The following is a 348-nucleotide window of genomic DNA, read 5'->3' as shown; positions in this document are numbered from 1 at the left end:
AAATACGTCTCGGTGCCGCTCTGGGCCTTTGCGGAAATCGCCATCATCGCCACCGACATTGCCGAGGTGATCTGCACGGCGATCGGCCTCAACCTGCTGATAGGTATCCGGCTCGAACTCGGTGTGCTGATCACCGCGCTCGACGTCTTCCTGATCCTCTTTCTGCAGAGGCTCGGCTTCCGTTGGGTGGAAGCCTTCATCATCGCGCTGCTCGGCGTCATCGCGCTCTGCTTCGGCGTACAGATCTTCCTTGCCGATCCGCAATGGGGCGCCGTCATCACCGGCTTCTTCCCGACGACCGAAATCGTCACCAACCCGGAAATGCTCTACCTGGCGCTCGGCATCCTC

The 348-nt window shown here is 60.6% G+C and carries 1 protein-coding gene; it reads left to right on the top strand.

From position 1 onward, the window contains the following. Nucleotides 1–348: Nramp family divalent metal transporter (locus AC5ZG1_RS44865; RefSeq protein ID WP_496136633.1), on the top strand; the 348-nt coding region annotated here is incomplete at both ends.

The sequence above is a fragment of the Bradyrhizobium sp. Leo78 genome (assembly GCF_059512425.1).
The sequence above is the reverse complement of the archived record's forward strand: the minus strand, read 5'-3'. Positions and strand labels throughout refer to the sequence as shown.